Source organism: Stenotrophomonas maltophilia (assembly GCF_047782825.1).
Lineage (GTDB): Bacteria > Pseudomonadota > Gammaproteobacteria > Xanthomonadales > Xanthomonadaceae > Stenotrophomonas.
In genome coordinates this window covers 3993798-4016076 of sequence record NZ_CP180589.1, presented here as the reverse complement: position 1 = coordinate 4016076, position 22279 = coordinate 3993798, and the positions used below count along the sequence as shown (strand labels likewise).

General features: G+C 67.3%; 17 protein-coding genes. 6 read left to right on the top strand and 11 right to left on the bottom strand.

Annotation, left to right across the window (positions count from 1 at the left end):
* Positions 1 to 136: 136 nt before the first annotated feature.
* From ACM2ZB_RS18560 to ACM2ZB_RS18550, 3 genes are all read left to right on the top strand, one after another.
* A complete protein-coding gene (locus ACM2ZB_RS18560; protein ID WP_416056522.1) occupies positions 137 to 1153 on the top strand; it encodes a glucokinase family protein in 1017 nt (338 codons plus the stop codon).
* A 145-nt stretch (positions 1154 to 1298) separates the two neighbouring features.
* Positions 1299 to 3959, top strand: coding sequence for a TonB-dependent receptor (locus tag ACM2ZB_RS18555; RefSeq protein ID WP_416056521.1), 2661 nt, complete (start codon positions 1299 to 1301; stop codon positions 3957 to 3959).
* Positions 3960 to 4071: 112 nt separating this feature from the next.
* Positions 4072 to 6429 (top strand): beta-N-acetylhexosaminidase, encoded by a 2358-nt coding sequence (locus tag ACM2ZB_RS18550; protein ID WP_416056520.1) that lies wholly within the window; start codon positions 4072 to 4074, stop codon positions 6427 to 6429.
* A gap of 208 nt (positions 6430 to 6637) precedes the next feature.
* Here ACM2ZB_RS18550 and ACM2ZB_RS18545 read toward each other — a convergent pair whose 3' ends face one another.
* Together ACM2ZB_RS18545 and ACM2ZB_RS18540 are read right to left on the bottom strand one after the other, a co-directional pair.
* Positions 6638 to 7030, bottom strand: coding sequence for a VanZ family protein (locus ACM2ZB_RS18545; protein WP_416056519.1), 393 nt, complete (start codon positions 7028 to 7030; stop codon positions 6638 to 6640).
* Positions 7027 to 8211, bottom strand: a complete 1185-nt coding sequence (locus tag ACM2ZB_RS18540; protein ID WP_313442351.1) for a class I SAM-dependent methyltransferase — start codon at positions 8209 to 8211, stop codon at positions 7027 to 7029. The genes ACM2ZB_RS18545 and ACM2ZB_RS18540 overlap by 4 nt, the downstream gene beginning before the upstream one ends.
* 58 nt (positions 8212 to 8269) lie before the next feature.
* On the opposite strand from ACM2ZB_RS18540, the gene ACM2ZB_RS18535 reads away from it, so the two are divergent.
* Complete coding sequence (locus tag ACM2ZB_RS18535) at positions 8270 to 9007, top strand: pteridine reductase (RefSeq protein WP_313442286.1); 738 nt, start codon at positions 8270 to 8272, stop codon at positions 9005 to 9007.
* A gap of 61 nt (positions 9008 to 9068) precedes the next feature.
* Here the strand turns inward: ACM2ZB_RS18535 and folK are convergent, their stop codons facing one another.
* Positions 9069 to 9569 (bottom strand): 2-amino-4-hydroxy-6-hydroxymethyldihydropteridine diphosphokinase, encoded by a 501-nt coding sequence (gene folK, locus ACM2ZB_RS18530; protein WP_313442288.1) that lies wholly within the window; start codon positions 9567 to 9569, stop codon positions 9069 to 9071.
* Positions 9570 to 9660: 91 nt separating this feature from the next.
* Here folK and ACM2ZB_RS18525 point away from each other — a divergent pair, with 91 nt between their 5' ends.
* Positions 9661 to 10410 (top strand): 20S proteasome subunit A/B, encoded by a 750-nt coding sequence (locus ACM2ZB_RS18525; RefSeq protein WP_416056518.1) that lies wholly within the window; start codon positions 9661 to 9663, stop codon positions 10408 to 10410.
* 74 nt (positions 10411 to 10484) lie between these two features.
* Here the strand turns inward: ACM2ZB_RS18525 and ACM2ZB_RS18520 are convergent, their stop codons facing one another.
* The 4 genes from ACM2ZB_RS18520 to ACM2ZB_RS18505 all read right to left on the bottom strand — a co-directional run bounded on the left by ACM2ZB_RS18520 (position 10485) and on the right by ACM2ZB_RS18505 (position 14737).
* Positions 10485 to 11996 (bottom strand): ATP-binding protein, encoded by a 1512-nt coding sequence (locus ACM2ZB_RS18520; RefSeq protein WP_416056517.1) that lies wholly within the window; start codon positions 11994 to 11996, stop codon positions 10485 to 10487.
* Between the two features lie 4 nt (positions 11997 to 12000).
* Positions 12001 to 12441: a response regulator gene (locus tag ACM2ZB_RS18515; RefSeq protein WP_313442294.1), complete on the bottom strand. Its 441-nt coding sequence runs from the start codon at positions 12439 to 12441 to the stop codon at positions 12001 to 12003.
* Positions 12438 to 14252, bottom strand: coding sequence for a sensor histidine kinase (locus ACM2ZB_RS18510; protein ID WP_416056516.1), 1815 nt, complete (start codon positions 14250 to 14252; stop codon positions 12438 to 12440). Before ACM2ZB_RS18510 ends, ACM2ZB_RS18515 begins: the two co-directional genes overlap by 4 nt.
* A 113-nt stretch (positions 14253 to 14365) precedes the next feature.
* On the bottom strand, positions 14366 to 14737 hold the full coding sequence (locus tag ACM2ZB_RS18505; RefSeq protein ID WP_108770022.1) for a BON domain-containing protein: 372 nt from the start codon (positions 14735 to 14737) through the stop codon (positions 14366 to 14368).
* Positions 14738 to 14911: 174 nt separating this feature from the next.
* Here ACM2ZB_RS18505 and ACM2ZB_RS18500 point away from each other — a divergent pair, with 174 nt between their 5' ends.
* Positions 14912 to 15955, top strand: a complete 1044-nt coding sequence (locus tag ACM2ZB_RS18500) for an oxidoreductase (RefSeq protein ID WP_416056515.1) — start codon at positions 14912 to 14914, stop codon at positions 15953 to 15955.
* A 936-nt stretch (positions 15956 to 16891) separates the two neighbouring features.
* Here ACM2ZB_RS18500 and gnd read toward each other — a convergent pair.
* The 4 genes from gnd to ACM2ZB_RS18480 form a co-directional block, all read right to left on the bottom strand.
* Positions 16892 to 17797 (bottom strand): phosphogluconate dehydrogenase (NAD(+)-dependent, decarboxylating), encoded by a 906-nt coding sequence (gene gnd, locus ACM2ZB_RS18495; RefSeq protein ID WP_416056514.1) that lies wholly within the window; start codon positions 17795 to 17797, stop codon positions 16892 to 16894.
* 10 nt (positions 17798 to 17807) lie between these two features.
* Positions 17808 to 19061: a hypothetical protein gene (locus ACM2ZB_RS18490; RefSeq protein ID WP_416056513.1), complete on the bottom strand. Its 1254-nt coding sequence runs from the start codon at positions 19059 to 19061 to the stop codon at positions 17808 to 17810.
* A gap of 2 nt (positions 19062 to 19063) precedes the next feature.
* Positions 19064 to 19786, bottom strand: a complete 723-nt coding sequence (locus ACM2ZB_RS18485; protein WP_416056512.1) for a DUF2242 domain-containing protein — start codon at positions 19784 to 19786, stop codon at positions 19064 to 19066.
* A gap of 180 nt (positions 19787 to 19966) precedes the next feature.
* Positions 19967 to 22144, bottom strand: a complete 2178-nt coding sequence (locus ACM2ZB_RS18480) for a carboxy terminal-processing peptidase (protein ID WP_416056511.1) — start codon at positions 22142 to 22144, stop codon at positions 19967 to 19969.
* Between the last annotated feature and the right edge of the window lie 135 nt (positions 22145 to 22279).

Here is a 22279-nt window from a genome sequence, read left to right as displayed (position 1 = left end):
CGGCGTCTCTCATTCGTTGCGCCGCAGCAACGAAAGTGTCACGAACTCGTTGACATCGTTGTCAACGCAGTTACAGACTCCGCCCCAATCGCCGGGCCTTTCGTGGGTCCGGCCCCCACCTGCAGCAGGAGCCCGCGTGACCGCCAGCCATCCCGCCCCGGCCCATGTCCTGTCCCGAGTCGCGCCCTCGTTCCTGGCCGCCGACGTTGGCGGCACCCATGTGCGCGTGGCCCGGGCCCAGGCCAGCGGTGACCAGGCCCATCCGGTGCAGCTGCTGGAATACCGCAAGTACCGCAATGCCGATTACACCGGCCTGAGCGCCATCCTGTCCGACTTCCTGGGTGACAGCACGCGGCCCAGCCAGTGCGTGGTGGCCACTGCCGGTTTCGCCCGCGAAGACGGCACGGTGATCACCGCCAACCTGCCGTGGCCGCTGTCGGCCCGCCAGGTGGAAGCCGAGGTCGGCCTGCAGCATGTGCACATCGTCAATGACTTCGAAGCCGTGGCCTATGCCGCCGCGCAGGTCGATGCCAGCGGTGTGCTGCACCTGTGCGGCCCGGACACTGCCGCGCGCGGCCCGACCCTGGTGGTCGGCCCCGGCACCGGCCTGGGCGCGGCACTGTGGATCCCCACCCCGAACGGCCCGGTGGTGCTGGCCACCGAAGCCGGGCAGCCGACCCTGGCCGCCAGCACCGAACTGGAAATGGCCATCGTCCGCCACATGCAGCGCGACCGCGCGCACGTGGCGATCGAACACGCGCTGTCCGGCCCGGGCCTGATGAACCTGTACCACGCCGTCTGCGCCCTGCAGGGGCAAACGGCCACGCTGGCCAGCCCGGACGCCGTCACCGCCACCGCCATGGCCGGCAGCGATGCGATGGCCCGGCAGGCGCTGGATGTGTTCTGTGGCCTGCTCGGCAGCACCATCGGCGACATGGCGCTGTTCTACGGCGCCCAGGGCGGTGTCTACCTGGCCGGCGGCATCCTGCCGCAGATCCGCGAATACCTGCATGCCAGCACCTTCGTCGAACGCTACCTGCAGAAGGGGCCGATGGGCGAAGCGCTGGCACGCATCCCGGTGAAGGTGGTCGAGCACGGGCAGCTGGGCGTCATCGGCGCCGCCAGCTGGTTCCTGCTCCACGCCAACGCCTGAACCTGTACGACCGCTTTCAACGCAATCGCAGCACGCAGTACGTGGCACGCCAACGCACGGGACATCGCCGTCGCCCCGCGCACGTCTTCGCAACCGCAACCGAACATCGCCGCCGGCATCCAATCGAGTGATGAGGAGAGACATCATGAACACCCGCAAGACCCTGCTTTCGGCTGCCATCGTCAGCTGCATCGCCTTCAGCGCACACGCGCAGCAGGCCCCCCAGACCGCCACCGACCTGGACACCGTGACCGTCACCGGTATCCGTGGTTCGATGGAAAAGTCGCTGGACACCAAGCGCGAAGCCAATGCGCGCGTTGAAGTGGTCACCGCCGAAGACGTGGGCAAGCTGCCGGCGCACAACGTCGCCGACACCCTGCAGCGCCTGCCCGGCGTGAACATCAGCTCGGCCAGCGCCGACGAAGGTGGCTTCGACGAAGCCGACCGCGTCAGCCTGCGCGGCACCAGCCCGAGCCTGACCCAGACCCTGATCAACGGCCACACCGTCGGTTCGGCCGACTGGTTCGTGCTCAGCCAGGGCAACAACGTCGGCCGCAGCGTCAGTTACTCGCTGCTGCCGTCCGAACTGGTCAGCTCGGTGGAAGTGAACAAGTCCTCGCAGGCCAAGCTGCAGGACGGCGGCACCACCGGCACCGTCAACATCATCACCCGCAAGCCGCTGGAATTCGCCAAGCCTTTCAGTGCTGAAGCCTCGGTGGGCGCGGTGCGTTCGGACCAGGCCAAATCGACCGATCCGCAGTACTCGGCCCTGTTCAACTTCAAGAACGAAGCCAACAACTTCGGCGTGATGCTGCAGGCCTTCTACCAGAAGCGCGAACTGCGCCGCGAAGCGCAGGAAATCCCGGGTGGCTTCAGCAAGATCGCTGCCACCGATCCGGTGGGCATCAGCAACCCGGACCTGATCGGCGTGAACGTGCCGGGCCTGCTGGGCTCGACCCTGTTCGAACAGACCCGCGAGCGCAAGGGCGGCCTGGTCACCATCCAGTTCAAGCCGACCGATACTCTGGACCTGTCGCTGAGTGGCTTCTCCTCCAAGCTGGAAGCCAACAACTACAACCGCAACTTCATGCTGTGGGGCGGCAACTTCGCCAAGTCGCAGGCACCGAACCCGGGCTACACCGTCACCGACGGCGTGCTCAGCAATGCCACCTACGCGGGCGTGCCGGGCACCAACTACGGTGTCTACGACATGATCTACCGTGAAGCCACGGCCAAGACCAACTACGTCACCTTCGACGCAGACTGGCAGATCACCGACAACCTGGGCATGAAGTTCCAGGCCGGTACCACCAAGGGCACCGGCGAGACCCCGCGCCAGTTCATCGCCGAAGTCACCGTGGGCCAGGGCGGCGGCGCCAGCTGGGCCACCCACGGCGCCGGTTCGCCGGTGGACTGGAACATCGGCGGTGACATCAGCCCGACCGGCGTGACCAGCTTCGGTACCTGGGGCAACCAGCTGGTGCGCGCCGAGGACAAGGAAAACTGGGCCACCCTGGACTTCAGCCAGTACTTCGGCACCGGCGCACTGAACTCGATCGACTTCGGCGTGCGCTTCGCCGACCACGAACGCGAAGCCCTGTCGCCGGAAGGCGCCACCCCGGGTGACATCTGGTCGGCCCTGCGCGGCAGCGCCACCGGCAACTACCCGAGCGGTTTCGCCGGTGACATCGGCGGCAACTTCCCGCGCAACATCTGGTACTACACCCCGGATGCGCTGAAGAACGCGATCATCAACAACTCCACCTGGCTGGCCGGCAACGATGGCCCGACCGGTCGCCACAACTACGGCGCCGAGTGGAAGGTGAAGGAGAAGAACTTCGCCGGTTACGTGCAGGCCAACTTCAGCGGCGACTGGTGGAGCGGCAACGTCGGCCTGCGCTACGTCAACATCAAGCAGGACATCGACACCTACAACGCGGTCAGCAACGCCGCCGATGCCGATGTCAGCAGCCTGTTCGGCATGTGGGAGCGCACCGCCTTCCAGAACAAGCGCAACCGCGTGCTGCCCAGCGCGAACATCAAGTTCGACCTGGACGACAAGCTGGTGCTGCGCGTGGCCGCATCGCAGACCCAGACCCTGCCGGACTACTCGGCCCTGGGCACCTCCTCGTGGGGCTCGGACCTGAACAAGACCGGCGGCGGCGGCAACCCGAACCTGAAGCCGACCCTGTCGACCAACCTGGACGCGAACCTGGAGTGGTACTTCATGCCGCGCGGCCTGCTGTCGGTCGGTGCGTACCACATGAACATGAAGGACTACATTGCCTTCGACGTGGTCTCGCGCCAGCTGTACAGCGAACTGACCAACCAGCTCGAGACCTACCAGATCTCCACCCCGATCAATGCCGACGGCAAGGTCACCGGCGTGGAAGTGGCCTACGAGCAGCCGATCGGCGAGTACTTCGGCATCAACGCCAACTACACCTACGCCAACGGCACCACCGCGCACACCTGGTCGGACGGTTCGCACAACCTGCTGGGCACTTCGAAGAACACCTACAACGTGGGTGCCTACTTCGAGAACGAGCGCTTCGGCGCGCGTGTCAGCTACACCCACCGCTCCTCGTTCCTGATCAGCCTGTCGGGCACCAACCCGTACTACCAGGATGATTTCGGCACGCTGTCGGCTTCGCTGAGCTACAAGGCCACCGAGTGGCTGAGCGTCAGCCTGGATGCGCTGAACCTCAACAACCCGACCTACAAGTACTACCAGACCGCGGCCATCCCGACCTCGTTCTACAGCAACGGTCGCCAGTACTATCTGAACTTCCGCTTCAAGTACTGATCCAGCGGCAGCCACATCGCCGAGTCGTGCACGCACGCCGGGCCTGGGTCATTCCGGGCCCGGCGTTTTTCATGTATAGCGAACATCGCACCCGATCCAAGGAGTCCTTCCGATGACGAAGCCCACCCGCGCCAGGATGCGCAGCCTCCTGCTGCTGGGCAGCCTGCTGGCCGCCCTGCCCGTCCTTCCGGCGCTGGCCGCCGGCGCCCCGGCGCTCGACAGCGGCCCCGGCCCGCAGCTGCGCGCCGGCAGCCTGATGCTGATCCCCGCACCGGCCAAGGTGCAGCGTGGCAATGGCGCCGGCATCACCGTGGCCGCAGGCACGGCCCTGCGCGCCGACAGCGAAGCCGAGCAGCGCGTGGCCGGCCAGTTCGCCGATCTGCTCGCCCGCAGTGGCGGCCCGCGCCTGGCGCTGGCTACCGGCAAGGCCGCGGCCAAGGCCGGCGGCATCCGCTTCCAGATCATCCCCACCTTCCGCGATACCGGCGAGGGCTACACGCTGGAGAGCACCGCGCAGGGCGTGCTGGTGCAGGCCGGCAACGAGGCCGGCCTGTTCTACGGCGCCACCACCCTGGCCCAGCTGGCCACCGGCGGCAGCCAGGGCGCGCTGCCGGCCGTGCAGATCCAGGACGCACCGCGTTTCAGCTGGCGCGGCTTCATGCTCGACTCGGCGCGCCACTTCCAGAGCCTGGACGAGATCAAGCGCGTGCTCGATGCGATGTCCGCGCACAAGCTCAACACCTTCCACTGGCACCTGACCGATGACCAGGGCTGGCGCATGGAGATCAAGCGCTACCCGAAGCTGACCGAGGTCGGCAGCTGCCGCCTGCCGGCCGGCGATGGCGGCATCGATCCGGTGACGAAGCAGGAATACCCGTACTGCGGTTTCTACACCCAGGACCAGATCCGCGAAGTGATCGCCTATGCGGCCAAGCTGCACATCCAGGTGATCCCGGAAATCGACGTGCCCGGCCACGCCACGGCCGCGATCGCCGCCTACCCGGAACTGGGCTCGATCAGCACGCCGCTGAAGCCGATCAGCGAATGGGGCGTGTTCCCCAACCTGTTCAACGTCGAGGACGGCACCGTCACCTTCCTGGAGAACGTGCTGGAGGAAGTGATCCAGCTGTTCCCGGCGAAGTACGTGCACGTGGGTGGCGACGAAGCGGTCAAGGACCAGTGGATCGCCTCGAAGCAGGTGCAGAAGCGCATGCGCGAGCTGGGCATCAAGGATGAGATGGCCATGCAGAGCCACATCATCAAGCGCCTGGAAACCTTCCTGGAAGAGCACGACCGCCGACTGATCGGCTGGGACGAGATCCTCGAAGGCGGCCTGCCGCCGCAGGCCACGGTGATGTCCTGGCGCGGCACCGAAGGCGGCCTAGCCGCGGCCAGCAGTGGCCATGACGTGGTGATGTCGCCGGTCAGCCACCTGTACCTGGACTACCTGCAGACCGGCTCGCCGAACGAGCCGCCGGGCCGCCCGGCCCAGGTCAACCTGGCCAAGCTGTACAACTTCGAGCCGGTGCCGGCCGACCTGGCCGCCGACAAGCGCGGGCACATCCTCGGCCTGCAGGCGAACATGTTCACCGAGCACACCCGCACCTACGCACGCCTGCAGCACAACCTGTTCCCGCGCTTGGCAGCCGTAGCCGAGACCGGCTGGAGTGCGCCGGAGCATCGCGATTTCCGCGATTTCCTTGCCCGCCTGCCGGCGCAGCTGCAGCGCTACCGTGCCTGGGGCCTGGCCTATGCGCAGACCCCGTTCGAGGTGGCCGTGGGCTACACCGACAACCGCGCCGCGAATACGGTGACGGTGTCGCTGTCCAATCCGCTGGGCTATGAAGTGCGCTACAGCACCGATGGCACTGCGGTGAACGCGCAGTCGCCGCTGTACCAGCAGCCGCTGACCGAAACCCTGCCCGCCCGCGTGCAGGCCGCCGCGTTCTACCAGGGCCAGCCGCTGGCGGCGGCGCCCACCACGGCGGCGTACACCGCGCAGTCGCTGCTCAGCCGCCACAGCCAGGAACTGCTGAGCTGCGTGGGCGAGAAGGGCCTGGTCCTGCGCCTGGAAGATGACGGCCCGCGCGAAGGGGCACGCACGGTGTTCACCGTGGATATCTTCCAGCCGTGCTGGCGCTGGCCGGCCGCGCAGCTCGACGGCATCGGCAGCGTGGAAGTACGTGCCGGGCGCATTCCGTACTACTTCCAGCTGGCCCACGATGAGCCGGCACGCAAATTCGAGAAGGCCAAGGGCCGTACCGGCGAAATGCTGATCCGTCGAGGTGACTGCAGTGGCAAGGTTGTGGCCCAGGTACCGCTGCCGGCCAAGCCCGATGCCGATGGCTTCGTCACCCTGCGCGCCGCACTGCCGAAGGGCGTGTCGGGCACGGATGATCTGTGCATCAACTTCACCGGCGATACGCGCCCGGCGATGTGGGTGCTGGATGAGGTGACGCTGCAGAAATGATGCGGGAGACGGTGGAGCCGAGCATGGGCTCGGCTCTACCGGCACGGCATCCACGCATGGCGTGGATCTACTGGCGAATGCATCCACGCATGGCGTGGATCTACTGGTGAGGGCATCCGCGCGTGGCGTGGATCTACTGTAGAGCCGAGCCCATGCTCGGCTGCTTTTCAACGGGAAAGCCGAGCATGGGCTCGGCTCTACAGGGCCCTCAGCCCCGCCAGCGCAGCAGGATGTCGCGCAGCGGGGTCAACACGGTCGCCATGCCCGACAACACGCCGATCGTATTGGCCAACGCATCCATCGGATCGGCGCTACGGTTGCTGGTCAGCGCCCCCTGCGCGAATTCGATGCCCACGCCCATCAACACCAGCCCCACGCCCACCCACAGCAGCGGCCGGCCGCGGCGGAACAACTGCACCGCACTGCCGGACAGGATGAAGTAGGCCAGGAAGTGCTCGCCCTTGTCGCCGTTCTCCGGCAACGGGATCGGCGGCGGCGGGATCAGGCAGGCCACGATCACGATCAGCACCGCCAACAGCCACAGCGCGGCCCACAGTCGCGGGCGGCGCAGCGGCTTGATCACCGGCAACGCTGCACTCACAGGCGCCAGCTCAGGTCACCCAGCTCGAAGGCCGGTTCGAAGTCCACCTCGCGCTGCAGGCCGATCACCTGGAAGCGTTCGCCCATCTCGGTCGGCAGGGTCAGCTTCTTCACCTGGTCGCGCAGCTGGATGCGGCCCACTTCATCGGTGCGCTCCTCGGCCAGCACCAGCACCTGGTCCAGGCCATTGCCGAGCAGGAAGCTGGACTGGCTGCAGTACCCGGCCAGTTCGAAGCCCCCATGCAGGCCGGCCTCGGCCATGGCGGTGAAATCCACCGATGCGGTGATGTCCTGCAGGCCCGGCCAGCGGTAGATCTCGTTGTGCACGTGGTGGCGGTAGAACGCACGCACGGTGCCGTCGTCGCGGTCATGCTGGTAGAACTCGCCGCGGTTGTAGCCGTAATCGACGAACAGCATCGCGCCGCGCTGCAGGCCGCCGGCCACCGCCTGCAGCCAGTACGGCAGCTGCGGCAGCACTTCGGAGCGGTAGCCATCGGCGAAGGGTTTTTCCAGATAGCGCTCCAGATGCCGCACCGCGCCGTTGAGCAGCACATCGGCCGGCTGCGCGCCGCGCATGAAGTTGCCCTCGCCATCGAGCTCGACGGTTTCCTCATAGACCTCGCCGTCCTTGATCAGGAAGCGCGGGGTCGGCAGCGCGTCGATCACCTCGTTGGCGAAGACCACGCCATCCCAGTCATCATCGAACGGGCGATCGACCCACTCCACGCGGCTGGCCAGCTCGGCCGGCAGGTTCTGCTGCAGGCGCTGCTGCTGGCGTTCGCGCAGGTCGGCGCTGGGCTCGAGGATGGCGTAGCGCGCCGGCAGCGCGTCCAGCTCGGCCAAGCGTAGCAGCACGGCCTCGGCGAAGGCGCCGGTACCGCCGCCCAGTTCCAGCATGCGCGCGTGCGCATCCAGCTGGGCGAACACCGGGGCCAGCGCATTGGCCACGCTGCCGGCGAACAGGCTGCCGAGCTCGGGCGCAGTGGTGAAGTCGCCGCTGCCGCCGAACTTGCTGGCGCCGGCGCTGTAATAGCCCCAACCGGGGGCGTACAGACACAGTTCCATGAACCGTGAGAACGGGATCGCCCCGCCCTGCGCAAGGATTTCAGCACGCAGGGCGGCGGCCAGCTGGTCGCTGTGGGCCAGGGCATCGGCTTCGGGCAGGGGGAAGGTGGGCTGCATGGCGTCTTCGAATGCGGTGACAATGGTGCACAGGATAGCCGAGCCTTGGAGGACCCTCATGAGCGACACCGCCCCCGTGGCCCTGATCACCGGCAGCGCACGCCGGATCGGCGCGGCCATCGCCCGCCAGTTCCACGCCTGTGGCTGGTCGGTGGTGCTGCACGCCAATACCTCCAGCGCCGAGCTGCAGCAAGCCGCGTTCGACCTGGAAAACATCCGCCCGGGCAGCGTGCTGGCCCTGCAGGCCGACCTGCGCGACGCCGACGCCCTGCCCGACCTGGTGGAACAGGCCGTGGCCCACTTCGGCCGCCTGGACGCGCTGATCAACAACGCCTCCAACTTCTTCCCCACCCCGCTGGGCCAGGTCACCGCCGAGGCCATGGATGAGCTGTACGCGGTCAACGCACGGGCGCCGCTGCTGCTGTCACAGGCCGCCGCGCCCCACCTGCGCCGCCAGCAGGGCTGCATCGTCAACCTGACCGACCTGCACGGCACCGACCCGATGCGCGACCACATCGCCTACACCATGGCCAAGGCCGCATTGGAAATGGCCACCCGTTCGCTGGCGCTGGAACTGGCGCCAAAGGTGCGGGTCAATGCCGTGGCGCCGGGCGCGATCCTGTGGCCGGAACAGGGAAAGGATGATTTCGCCCGCGAGGCGCTGCTGGCACGCACGCCGCTGGCGCGGATCGGCACCGTGGAGGAGATCGCAGAGGCGGTCTACTGGCTGGTGGCCGAGGCCAGCTTCGTTACCGGCCACACGCTGCGCGTGGATGGTGGGCGGACGGTGAGCTGATCATTCAGCCACCCATGGGGGGGCTCTACAGTAGAGCCACCCCATGGGTGGCTGCGTCGGGTCAATCCGCCACGCCGGGATCCAGATCGACGACCTCGAACGCCTCGCCATGCTGCTTGTGCGCACGCCACAGCGTAGCCAGGTCCTGCCCGCTGACCGGATCGATGAAGTCCGGCGCGATGTCCGCCAACGGCTTCAGCACGAAGGCATGCTTGAGTTCGGGGCGCGGGATGCGCAGGTGGCCGGGGCCTTCCACCACCAGATCGCCGTAGAACACCACGTCGATGTCCAGGGTCCGGTCGGAGAACCGCGGCCCGCTGCGGTCGCGGCCGTGCGCGTCTTCCAGCGCATGCAGCCAGGCATCCAGTTCCTGCAGCGGCAGATCGGTCTCGATCGCCACACCGTTGTTGAGGAAGGCCGGACCCTCGAAGCCGACCGCAGCAGTACGGTAGGCCGGCGACACCTGCAGCGCGCCGAAGCGCTCGCGCAGGGCCATCACCGCGGCATGGAGGTAGCGGCGGGGCTGGACGTTGCTGCCCAGGCTCAGGAGCACGGTGGTCATGCGGTTCCGGTGTGCGTTCAGGTGGGGGGTGGGCATGCCGTCGTCACGGCGGCCTGCCTACAATCCGGGACGCACATGATAGGACACCCACATGACCTATTGCGTTGGAATCGAGGTGGACGAAGGCCTGGTCTTCGCCGCCGACACCCGCACCAATGCCGCACTGGACGATGTCCGCGTGCACCGCAAGCTGCACGTGTTCGAGTATCCCGGCGAGGCGACCTTCGTGCTGATGGCCGCCGGCAACCTGGCCACCACCCAGCTGCTGGTCTCGCGCCTGCAGCGTGATGCCGATGAGGCGCGCACGCCCAACCTGCGGCAGATGACCCACCTGTTCGAGGCCGCCGCCTATGTCGGCAGCCTGCTGGTGGACAGCCAGGTGAAGTGCCAGCACACCGAACACGGCCACGATGGGGTCAATACCCAGGCCACGCTGATCTTCGGCGGGCAGATCGCCGGCGAGCAGCCGGGGCTGTACATGGTCTACCCACTGGGCAATGCCATCGCCGCCTCGCCGGAGACGCCGTACCTGCAGATCGGTGAATCCAAGTACGGCAAACCGATCCTCGACCGCATCCTGGGGCCGGGCACGCGGCTGGAAGACGCGGCACGCACGGCGCTGCTGTCACTGGACTCGACCATCCGTTCCAACCTGTCGGTGGGCCTGCCGATCGACATGGTGATGCTGCGCAAGGGCTCGCTGCGGGTCGACCAGCAGCTGCGCTTCACCGCCGATTCGCCGCTGTATGCCGATATCCACAACAACTGGTCGCGGCGGCTGGAACAGGCGGTGGCCAGCCTGCCGCGGTTTCCGTGGGAAGCGCCCGGCGCCGACACGTGAAACCCCGCCGGGCAGGGCCCGGCGCTACCGGATCATGGTGAAGGTAGCGCCGGGCCATGCCCGGCGGCGCGGCGTCATTCCAGCGCTTCGGCCACCGCGCGGAACACCTGCTGCATCTGCAGCGGCTTGCGCAGCACGTGCACGTCGATCCCGTCCGGGTAAGCGTCGGTGACCAGCTCCACGGCGGCCTCTTCCAGCACCAGCGCCGGGCCGCAGTAGCCCAGTGCGGCCATCTCGCCCAGCAGCTGGCTGGCCGGCAGCAGCTTGGAACCGGCATCGGCAATGACCAGCGCCGGCATCGCTTCCTGCTGCATCCAGCGCAGCGCAGCTGGGCCGTCGGACGCCAGCTGCAGCTGGTAACCCTGGCTGGAGAGCGCATTGCCCAGCAACGACAGCCGCGTGGCCTCGCCATCGACCACGAGGATCGACTGGCCACTGCCCAGCGCCACCAGCTGTTCCACCGGTTCGCCGCCCTCGGCCAGGTCGTGCATCGGCAGCCGCAGTTCGAAACGGGAGCCCTGCCCCAGCTGGCTGCTGACGTGGATGCTGCCGCCGGCGCCTTCCACGATGCGCTTGCAGGAGATCAGGCCCAGGCCGGTGCCGTCGGCCTTGGTGGTGAAGAACGGATTGAACAGGTGCGACAGGGTGTCGGCATCCATGCCGATGCCTTCGTCGATCACCACGATGCGCAGCCAGTCCACGCCATCGCGCTGGCCGGCGTGGTCGGCGGTCAGGCTCAGCTGGCCGCCCTGCGGCATCGCCTGGATCGCGTTGAGCGCCAGGTTCAGCAGCACCTGCTGCAGTTCGGTGTAGTTGGCATCGACCACCAGGCCATCGTCGCGCACCTGCAGATCCAGGGTGACCGCCTCGGGCACGTTGCTGCGCAACAGCAGCGCAACGGCCTGGAACAGGTCGTCGATGAGGATGCGCTCGCTGGGCTTGCGCGAACCACGCACGAACGACAGCATCGATTCGGCCATCTCGTGGCCACGGCGCCCGCACTCGGCAATGACATCGGCCAGGTGGTGCAGCTGCGGATCGGCGGTACGTGCCTTCAGCAGGTCCGGCATGATCAGCAGCGGCTGCAGGATGTTGCGCAGGTCATGGCTGAGGCCGGCGGCAAGCAGCGACAGGCTTTCCAGCCGCTGCGCGCGCATCAGTTCGGTTTCCACGCGCACGCGCTCGATGGCACTGCGCGCATCGCGCACCGCGCGCGCCACTGCCGAAGGCAGGCGCGCCGGGTGGTGCTTGATGATGTAGTCGTTGGCGCCCTTCTGCAGGGCCTCCACCGCGTTCTCCTCGCCCATCGTGCCGGACACGAAGATGAAGGGCACCTCCGGCGCGGTTTCGCGCACGATGCGCAGCGCCTCGTCACCGGAAAAACCCGGCATGCTCAGGTCGGACAGCACGATGTCCGGCAGCACGCCAGCCAGTGCCCTGCGCAGCTCGGCCTCGCTTTCCACACGCTCGAAACGGGCATCCAGGCCCGCATCGAGCATCTGTTCGGACATCAGCTCGGCATCCTCCGGTGAATCCTCCACCAGCAGGATGCGCAGCGCCCCGAGGGCCGGACCGGTCAAGGGCATGGTCTTACTCGAGTTCCGGTGCCTGGTTGATCAACGCCCAGAACTTGCCCAGGGTCTGCACCGCGCCGAAGAACTGGTCCACGTCCACCGGCTTGACCACGTAGGCGTTCACGCCCATGTCCCAGCTGCGCGCCAGATCGCTTTCCTCGCGCGAGGACGACAGGATGACCACCGGCAGGCGCTTGAGCTCGTCGTGTTCGCGGATCTGCCGCAGCACTTCCAGCCCGTCCATGCGCGGCATCTTGATGTCCAGCAGCAGCACCGCCGGCAGGCCTTCCTCGCGGCCGGCGAAGGCGCCGCGGCGCAGCAGGTAGTCCATCACTTCCACGCCGTCCTCGACGTGCACGATGGGGTTGGCCAGGCGGGCTTCCTGCAGCGCGTCGATGGCCATTTCAGCGTCGGCCGGGCTGTCTTCGGCCAGGAGGATGGTGCGCAGCGTGGTCATGCGGAAGGCCCTTGGTTGACTGCGTCCAGCGCGGGAGGCAGGTAGAAGTGGAAGGTGGCGCCGGCGTCGGGCTCGGCTTCGGCCCAGATGCGCCCGCCATGGCGGGTCAGCACGCGGCGCACGCTGGCCAGGCCGATACCGGTGCCGGGATAGTCACTGGCCTTGTGCAGGCGCTGGAACACGCCGAACAGCTTGCCGGCGTAGGCCATGTCAAAGCCTGCACCATTGTCGCTGACCGTGAACTGATGGCCGCCGTCGGCCTGCTGCTGGTAATCCACGCGGATCTGCGCCGGTTCACGGTTGCCGGAATACTTGACCGCATTGCCGAGCAGGTTCAGCCAGACCTGGCGCAGCATGTTCTCGTCGCCCACCACGATCGGCAACGGCGCGATGTTCCATTCCACGCGGTGGTCGATGCCCCGGGTCTCGACCTCTGCCTTCAGGTTGGCATCCAGCATCGCCCGCGTGTCGGCCACCAGCGTCTGCATGTCCACGGCCTGCTGGCGCATCGCCGCTCGGCCCAGGCGCGAATAGACCAGCAGATCGTCGATGAGTGCGGCCATGCGCCGGGCGGAACTGGAGATCACATCCAGGTAGTGGCGGCTCTTGTCGTCGGCATCGTCGCCCAGGTGGCGCGACAGCTTGTCCGAAAACCCGGCAACATGGCGCAGCGGTGCACGCAGGTCATGCGATACCGAATAGCTGAAGGCTTCCAGTTCACGGTTGACCTCCGATACCTGGGCCACCTTGCCCTCCAGCTGGCGGTTCAGCTCTTCCACGCGCCACTGCACCGCACGCTGCACGGTGATATCGCTGATGGTCATCAGCACCACTTCATCGTCACTATCAGGCAGCGGCATGCGCCGCGCATTGATGAGCATGTAGCGCACCGTTCCGTCGGTGCGCTGCTCGTGCTCGAAATCCCACAGCTCGCGCCCGCGCAGCAGAACATCGGACAGGCGTTGCCGTACCACCTCGTCCTGCCAGGCACCGTCGCCGACATCGGCCAGCAGGGTGCCGTCGGCAAGGTCGTCCTGCAGCCCGTACAGTTCGGCGAAGGCCGGGTTGTGCAGCTGCACGCGCAGATCGCGGTCGAGCAGCACGATCGGTTCGCGCACCGTCTGCAGCACCGAGGCGGCGCGCGCAGCCGAGCGCAGCGACTGCCGTTCGGCCTGCAGGCGGCGGCCGGTCTGCCGTTGCAGCAACCACAGCACCAGGCCCAGCAGGCCCAGCTGCACCAACAGCGAGCTCCAGGACACCAGCTCGGTCTGCCGGCGCTGGCGCGCGGCCTGTTCCGCGCGCGAAGCCAGCAGCTTCTGTTCGCTTGCCTGCAGCTCTTCCACCAGGCCACGGATGGGATAGCGCGTGCTCAGGTCCTGCACCAGCTCGCGCTGGTCGCTGTTGGGTTCCGAGCGCGCCAGCTGCCGGGCCAGGTCCATGCGCCCTTCCAGCATCGACTCGATGCGGCCGATGCGGATCAGCTGGTCGGGATTGTCGCGGGTCATCCGGCCCAGTTCGGCCAGGCGCCCGGAAATGTTGCTGGCCTTGGCCATGCGCTCGCGCAGGCCGGGCGCATCCACGCCCTTGGACAGGGTCAGCGCCGCCGATTCCACGTCGCGTACATCGGCCTGCAGCTGCTGCAGGGCCACGCCGACCGCCTGGGTGTGGCTGACCCAGGCCATGGCCTGTTCGTTGTCCTGCTGCAGCTGTCGCAGCGTCAGCCATGGGACGACGATGATCGCGGCAGCGGCGAGTGCCAGGGCAGGCAGCCGCCAACGGTCCCAGATGTCATCACTGAACGCCAGCGCCATGATCCATCGTCAACGAAGCGATGCCGACAATATAGCGCAGGCCGTCACTCCGCGATAACACGACAGGGGCGCCCCTTCCGGGACGCCCCTGTCCACTTCCGGTACGGCGGGGATCAGCGCTTGGCGGCGGCGTTGACCTTCAGCGCGGCCGAATCGACACGGGTCACGCCCTTGATGCCCTTCGCGGTGGTGACCGCCTTGTCCTTCTCGGCCTGGGTCGCGACGGTGCCGCTGAGGCTGACCACGCCATTGACCGTTTCCACCTTCACTTCGGTGCCCGGGACGTTGCTGCTGGCCAGCAGATCGGCCTTGACCTTGGTGGTGATCCAGCTGTCGGTCACCGGCTCGTTGGAGTCATGGCGATCGGCGTGGGTCATGGCGGCATGGTCGGCCTTCGGCGGATCCTTGGCCATGACCGCCGAGGAAGACAGGGCCAGGCCCAGGGTGAGGGACGAAGCAATCAGGGTACGGGTCAGGTTGCTCATCGTGCGGTGCTCCTTCTGGATGTGCTGCCAGTCTGGACAGGTGCCTGTGTTGCAGGCGTCGGGCTTGGGTCATGCTGTTGTGAACCCGCCAGCTGCAAGGGCAACGGTTCAGTTTTGCCAGCGCCGCGGCCACGTTCTACGCTGCCTGTCCCCCACCCTGCGGAGGCCGCCCTCATGCGCCCCGACCTGCAACTGGCCCTGATCGGCTACGGCCTGGCCGGCCGTGTTTTCCATGCCCCGCTCATCCAGCACACGCCTGGGCTTGCGCTGCACAGCATCGTCAGTTCGCAGCGCGATACGCTGCTGCGCAGCTTCAGCGATGTGCATGTGCGCGCCACCGCGCAGGAGGTGTTCGACGACCCGGCGGTGGATGCGGTGGTGATCGCCACGCCGAATGAACAGCATGCACCGCTGGCCATCGCCGCCCTGGCGGCCGGCAAGCATGTGCTGGTGGACAAGCCGTTCGCGCTGGACGTGGCCGAGGCGGAAACCGTGCTGGCCGCCGCACGCGGCGCCGGGCGCATCGCCACGGTGTTCCAGAACCGGCGTTTCGACGCCGACTTCCTCACCCTGCAGCAGCTGCTGGCCGATGGCACGCTGGGCGACGTGGCCGAGTGCCATGCGCATTTCGACCGCTACCGGCCCCATGTGCGTGAGCGCTGGCGCGAGCAGGATGGACCCGGCAGTGGGCTGTGGTACGACCTGGGTCCGCACCTGCTGGACCAGATGCTGGTGCTGTTCGGCTGGCCGCAGGCCATTGATGCCGACCTGGCCGTACAGCGCGACGGCGGCGGTGGCGTCGACTATTTCCACGCGGTGCTGCACTACCCGCGGCATCGCGCGATCGTGCATGCCGGTTCGCTGGTGGCAGCGCCCACGCCGCACTTCGTGGTGCATGGCCGCGAGGGCAGCTGGATCAAGCACGGGCTGGATGTCCAGGAGGCGCAGCTGCGCCGTGGCGTGGCACCGGGGGCGCCGGGCTGGGGCATCGACCCCCGGCACGGCGAGCTGCTGCGCTGCGATGCCGAGGACAATGTGCAGCGCAGTACCGTGGACAACCTGCCTGGTGACTACCGGCGGCTGTATGCGCAGTTCGCCGCGGCGATGCACGGTGATGGCGCGCCGACGGTGAGTGCGGTGCAGGCGCTGCAGCTGATGCGGTTGCTGGAGGCGGGGATGGAGAGTGCGCGGCTGGGGCGGCGGGTGGTGTTGGGGTGATCGGCAGGGCTGCGCTCTGCACCTGCCGAATCAACGTCAACGTCAACGTCAACGTCAGAAGCTGGTTTGCTGCGGATTGGCGGGGTGGGTCCGGTTGAGGGGGACGCCGTAAACCCCCTCCGGGGTCCGGCCCAGCCGCTGGCGGCTGTGCGTTCGGGCGCTTGCGAAGCAGTGCTTCGCAAGCAAAGCGCCCTCACCCATGGGGGCTTCGTCGCGGCTTGCTCGTGTGCGCTGTCCTGCGCACACGGCAAGACCGGGCTTGGGCATCCTGCCCAACCCGCCCGAGGCATGCCTCAGGCCCAAGCCGCTCACACCCCATCAACCGGACCCACCCCGCCTTCGACAGTTTCCGCGATCTGTTGGTAATTCCACGCCATGCATGGATGACTCGGTGAACGAACTGTAGCTGTCGGTAGATCCACGCCATGCGTGGATGACGTGGAAACGATCGGAGCAGGCTTTTGTAGAGTCGAGCCATGCTCGACTGGCTTCCTGACCGACAACAGGCGATCGGTGCACGCGTTGGAGACGTCGGTAGATCCACGCCATGCGTGGATGACGCGGAAACGATCGGAACGGGCTTCTGTAGAGTCGAGCCATGCTCGACTGGCTTCATGGCCGACAACAGGCAGTCGGCGAACGCGTTGGAGCCGTCAATAGATCCACGCCATGCGTGGATGACGTGGAAACGATCGGAACGGGCTTCTGTAGAGTCGAGCCATGCTCGACTGGCTTCATGGGGTCAGAGCCCTTTCCTGCGGAAAGGGATCCGACCCCGTCACCGGCGAACGCGTTGGAGCCGTCGGTAGATCCACGCCATGCGTGGATGACGTGGAAACGATCGAAGCGGGCTTCTGTAGAGTCGAGCCATGCTCGACTGGCTTCATGGGGTCAGAGCCCTTTCCTGCGGAATGGGATCCGACCCCGTTGCAAGGCTTACGACTTCTTGATGGCGTGGCCGCCGAATTCGTTGCGCATCGCCGACAGCAGGCGGTCGGTGAACGAGTTGGATTCGCGCGAGCGCAGGCGTTCCAGCAGGGACAGGGTGATCACCGGTGCGGGCACGTCCAGCGCGATGGCTTCGGCGACGGTCCAGCGGCCTTCGCCGGAATCTTCCACGTACGGGGCGATGCCATCCAGCGAGGGATTGCGCTTGAGGGCTTCGGTGCTCAGGTCCAACAGCCACGAGCGCACCACGCTGCCGTGACGCCAGACCTCGGCTACCTGGCCCAGGTCCAGCTCCATTTCCTGCTTGCGCTCCATCAGCGCAAAGCCTTCGGCATAGGCCTGCATCATTCCGTACTCGATGCCGTTGTGGACCATCTTGGTGAAGTGGCCGGCACCGGACGGGCCGACACGCCCCCAGCCACGATCTTCGGCCGGGGCCAGGGTGCGCAGCAGCGGGGCAATCTGTTCAACCACCGATGCTTCACCGCCCACCATCAGGCTGTAGCCTTCCTGCAGGCCCCACACGCCACCGCTGGTGCCGCAGTCCACATAACCCAGATCGTCTTCGGCCAGCGCCTTGGCGCGGCGGATCGAGTCCTGGTAGTTGGAGTTGCCGCCGTCGATGACGATGTCACCCTCGGCCAGATGCGGGGTCAGCAGGCCCAGGGTCTGGTCGACGGTCTCGCCGGCCGGCACCATCAGCCACACCACGCGCGGTACCGGCAGTGCGGCAACGGCCGCGGCCAGCGAATCGACCACGTCCAGGCCGGCTTCGGCAGCACGCTGGCGGGCACCTTCGCCCGGGTCGTAGCCGACCACGCGGTGGCCGCCGCGATGCAGGCGCTGGGCCATGTTGGCGCCCATGCGGCCGAGCCCGATCATTGCAATGTCCATTGTTTCACCTTCAGTTGGGGTCTAGGGTCAGGCTGCCTGGCCGGCCGGTCGCCGCGCAGTGGCGCAGTTGCGCCTCGCGCCAACGCCGATAGAGCGTGGTATGCAGATTGTGCAACGCCAGGTCGATGGAAAACGACGTGCGTGGGTTGCGGTCGAGCAGGCGGATGATGTGGTAACCGATGGGACGTATACCAAGTGGGTGCACATAGATCACGAACTGCTGGTAGAACGGATCGTCCAGCAACTGGTCCATCTGCGCCAGCGTGGGCTGGTAGCGCGCGTCCACGCGCGCGCGCAGGCCGGGATCACGCTCGTACAGCAGGCGTTCGAAGTAGCGGCGGCCGACGCGCGGCAGCGCCTGTGCCAGCCGCCACAGTTCTGCATTGCGCTGGTCATACCAGGCCAGCCCGCCATGCGCGGCCAGTGCCTGCGCGGCCTGATCGCCCACATCGACCACGACGAAGTTCTCGGCCTGGTTGCTCAGGTCGTCCAGCGTGGCCGTGTCGCCCACGTGTTCGATGAATCCGGGCAACCCGACGAAGGCCTGACGGCCCTTCGCTGCGGTACGCACGGCTTTTCCGTCGGCAAGGAAGTCGCCGGCGTGCGCGCCCAGCAGGATGCTGTCGGTGTCGTGCAGGCCCAGCAGGGTGCCGATCGACAGTTCGTCGGTGCTGAATTCGGCATCGAAGGCGGTATCGCCGTACAGCTCGCGCTGGGTGGCCAGCTGCGCAACCTGGCGGCCGACACCGCATTCGGCACGCACCTGGCCGCGATAGAACGCATCCAGGGCATGGCTGTTGCGGCCGTGTGGAACGTAGCCGCGGCCGAAGCTGCGGGTGTTCTGCCAGCCCTGTGCGGTGGCGCCACGCGCACCGAAACCGATCCAGCCCAACTGCAGTGCGCTGAAACGGAAGCCGGGGTTGTCCTGCAGTGCGTGCGCGGCGCGCTGGGTGGCCGCGCCCAGTTCGAAGGCATAGGCGCAGACGGTGGCGGGGTCGTCCAACAGCGTCTGCAGCAGGGCCTGTCGTGCGCCGTCATTCAGACGTGCCGGCCAGCGCACCTGCAGGTCGCCAGCGGCCTGTGCCTGCGCCAGCGACGTGCGCGTGCACACCGGGCCTGCCTGTACCTGTGGGGTTGAAACCGGGGCGACCTCGAAGCGCCAGCCCAGCCGCTGCAGCAGGCCCTGCGCGCAGTCGGCCGTGGCGGCGATACCTGCAGCGGGCCAGCCCATCAGCAGGGCCAGCCCAAGCGCCCTGCCCTGCATGATCAGCCCTGCTCGGTCGCCGGCGCTGGGGCAACCGGCGGCTCGGGTACCGGCGGTGCAGCGGGGGCAGGCTCCGGTACGGCCGCCGGTGGCGTCGCTGCGGGGGCGGGAGGCGAAGGCGGTGTGAGTACGGGTGCCGGCGCTGCCGCTGGCGTCGGGGGCGGAGTCGGGGTCGGGCTCGACTTCGGCTTGGCCGCCGCAGCAGCCGGCAGGTACTGATGCAGGCGATCGAAGAAGCGCCGGTAGAAATCGGCATCGGTGATGGTGCTGCTGGCTACCTTCACCAGCGAATCGTCATTGCTGCCGAATGGTAGCGACACCGATCCCAGGGCGCCTACGCCCACGCTGGCCGACGTCGGGCTCTTCTTCAGCGCGTAGCGGTCCTGCACCGCACTGACGAACACCAGGGCCTGGTCACTGCCGCGCGGGGCGCAGGAAATGCGCAGCACCAGTTGTTCGTGGTCGTCTTCGCGCAGCTGGAAGTTCTTGTTGCCCTCCACCTGGCCATCATCGGCCCGGGCAATGGCATAGCCCTGGCTGAGCAGGGTGCGGCGGGCCGCTTCACAGGCTTCGGCCGGGCGCCCATCGACGGTGCGCGAGAACGTGTCGCCCGAGTCGAAGGACTCGCGCAGCAGGCTGTTGTCGGCCGCGCGCCCACCACAGGCGGCCAGCGACAGGGTGCTGGCCACGGCCAGCAGGGACAGGCAGAGACGGGAGGCCCGCATGGGTACTCCTGCGAGAACGGAAGCCCCAAGGGTAGACCCCGGCCCGTGTGCGGCAGGTCGAAAAGGCCGCCCCCGTTGCTCCCGGTTCATCGACGCCCGCCGGGCATGGTCCGGCGCAACCGTGAACGCAGACGGGGCCGGCATTGCCGGCCCCGTGGGGTCCTTCAGGTCACCTGCGGATCAGTCCGCCCAGCGGCCGACGCCAGTGGACTGCGGCAGCACCTGGGCCGACAGCGGGCGGTCGGTTTCCAGCAGGTTCACCGCATCGGCCAGGATCGAGGCAGATTCACGCAGCAGCGGATCCGGGCGCTTCTCGGCGGCCTTTTCGCGGGCAGCGTCCTTCACGATGTCACGCTCGTTGCCGGTCAGGCCGTCATCGCTGCTGTCATCGGCCAGCGGGTCCAGGGCCAGGCCCAGTTCCTTGCGCATGACCTGGCGGTCCTTGCGCTGCTTGTCCTGACGCTCACGCTCGGCGCGGCGGGTGGCTTCGTTCAGCGACACGTACTTCTTGGCCGCTTCGGTGCGGAACTGCTGCACATCCTCGTTCCACCACTGGAATTCCTTGTCGGCGGCGATGCGCGCGTCGTGGCGGGTTTCCAGCTTCGGCAGCAGCGGCGCGAAGTTGCCGTACTGGGTATGCGGCACGGCGGCGATGCGGGTCCACGGCAGGGCGTTGTCGTAGGTGCTTTCGCCGAACTCGGTGGCATCGACGCTGGCCGGGAAGGCCAGGTCCGGCACCACACCCTTGTGCTGGGTGCTGCTGCCGCTGATGCGGAAGAACTGGGCGATGGTCAGCTTCACCTGGCCGAAGCGCTGGGTTTCGCCGCTGGGCCAACGGTCCAGGTCGACGATGTTCTGCACGGTGCCCTTGCCGAAGGTGGTTTCACCGATGACCAGGCCGCGGCCGTAATCCTGGATGGCACCGGCGAAGATTTCCGACGCCGAGGCCGAACCACGGTTGATCAGCACGGCCAGCGGGCCGTCCCATGCCACGCCCTGGTTGCGGTCGCTGTTGACGGTGACGCGGCCACCGGATTCGCGCACCTGCACCACCGGGCCCTGTTCAATGAACAGGCCGGTCAGTTCGATCGCTTCATCCAGCGAACCACCGCCGTTGTTGCGCAGGTCCAGCACCACGCCGTCCAGCTTGTCGTTCTTGAAGCCGGCCAGCAGCTTGGCCACGTCGCGGGTGGCCGAGGCGTAGTCGGCGGCGTTGCGGCGGCGGCCTTCGAAATCCTGGTAGAAGGTCGGCAGCTTGATCACGCCCACCTTGCGCTCGGGCTGGCCATCCGTGCCCGGGATGGTCATGGTTTCGCCCTTGGCGGCCTGTTCGGCGAGGCGCACCTTCTGGCGGGTCAGCACCAGGGTGTGGTGCTTGCCGTCCACGCCTTCTTCGGCGGGGATGAATTCCAGCTTGACCTGGGTGTCCTTGGCGCCGCGGATCTTGGCCACGACATCGTCGATGCGCCAGCCGATCACATCCTCCAGCACGCCGGACTTGCCCTGGCCGACGCCGACGATGCGGTCACCCGGCTTCAGCGTGCCATCCACGGCGGCCGGACCACCGGCGATGATCTCGCGGATCACCACCATGTCGTCCTGGCGCTGCAGCTGCGCGCCGATGCCTTCCAGCGACAGCGACATCGCCTGGTTGAAGTTCTCGGCGGTACGCGGGGTGAAATAGTCGGTATGCGGATCGACGGCGCTGGTATAGGCGTTCATGAAGAACTGGAAGACGTCCTCGCCCTTCAGCTCGTTCACCGACTTTTCCAGCGTGGAGTAACGCTTGTCCAGCGTCTTGCGGATGTCGTCGGACTTCTTGCCGGCCAGCTTCAGGCGCAGCCAGTCGTTCTTCACCGACTTGCGCCACAGCTCATCCAGTTCGACATTGCTGGCTGCCCACGGCACGTCCTTGCGGTCGTACTCGAAGCGCTCGTCGGTGGTGAAATCCGGTTCCTGCTTGAGCAGCTTGCGCGCATAGGCCACGCGCTCGCCCACCCGCTGCTTGTACACGGCGAACACCTGGAAGGCCGGCTCCAGCTCGCCGCCCCGGATGGCGTTGGCGATGTTGGCCTGGAACGGCGCGAAACGGGTCACGTCGGCCTGGGTGAAGTACTGCTTGCCGCCATCAAGGGTTTCCAGGTAGCGCTTGAACACGTCCTTGGAGGTGGCCTCGTCCAGCGCGCGCGGCCGGTAGGCGTAGCGGCTGTCGGACAGCAGGCCGTAGACCAGCTTGGAGGTGGTCACCTGGTCGGCGGTGGCGGCAGCCGGCAATGCCGGCGAGTCGGCCTTGGCCGCCAATGCCAGCGGCGCGACCAGCGCCAGGGCCATCAGGAATGCGGGGGCTTTGAATTTCATGGACGTGCTCGAAGGCGCCTTGCCAAGGGGGAGACTGCAGGGTGTTCAGACACCACGACAGTGCCGAAAGTTGCCGTGTTTGTCACCCGGCCACGTTCGGTGGAAAACCAGCCTAGCGGGGCCGGTGTAGCAAAT